Source organism: Rhodococcus sp. PAE-6 (assembly GCF_025290685.1).
In the GTDB taxonomy this organism is placed as follows: domain Bacteria; phylum Actinomycetota; class Actinomycetes; order Mycobacteriales; family Mycobacteriaceae; genus Rhodococcus; species Rhodococcus pyridinivorans.
In genome coordinates, this window is record NZ_JAOCLZ010000256.1 from 1 (window position 1) to 233 (window position 233).

The 233-nt window shown below is 53.6% G+C and carries 1 protein-coding gene; it reads right to left on the minus strand.

Annotation, left to right across the window (positions count from 1 at the left end; genetic code table 11):
- On the minus strand, positions 1-233 hold a 233-nt coding region (locus NVV99_RS26935; RefSeq protein ID WP_260783350.1), incomplete at both ends, for a hypothetical protein.

Sequence of the window (233 nt, forward strand, 5' to 3'; positions counted from 1 at the left end):
TCCCGTGCGACCGTACTTGGTCCGCAGAGTGATAGGGGCAAAATAGCGCACATCATCCGCATTGAAAAACATGAAACGAATCGTCGCCGTCTTCTTGTGCACCTTGTAAGGATGACCCGATAAGATGATGCGCTTCGCGATAATGCGCGTAGGCGCAATATCCAGGACGGAGCCGGCACCCACAAGATTCGGAGTCTGCTCGGCACTGACACCGTCGTCATCGTAACCAAACT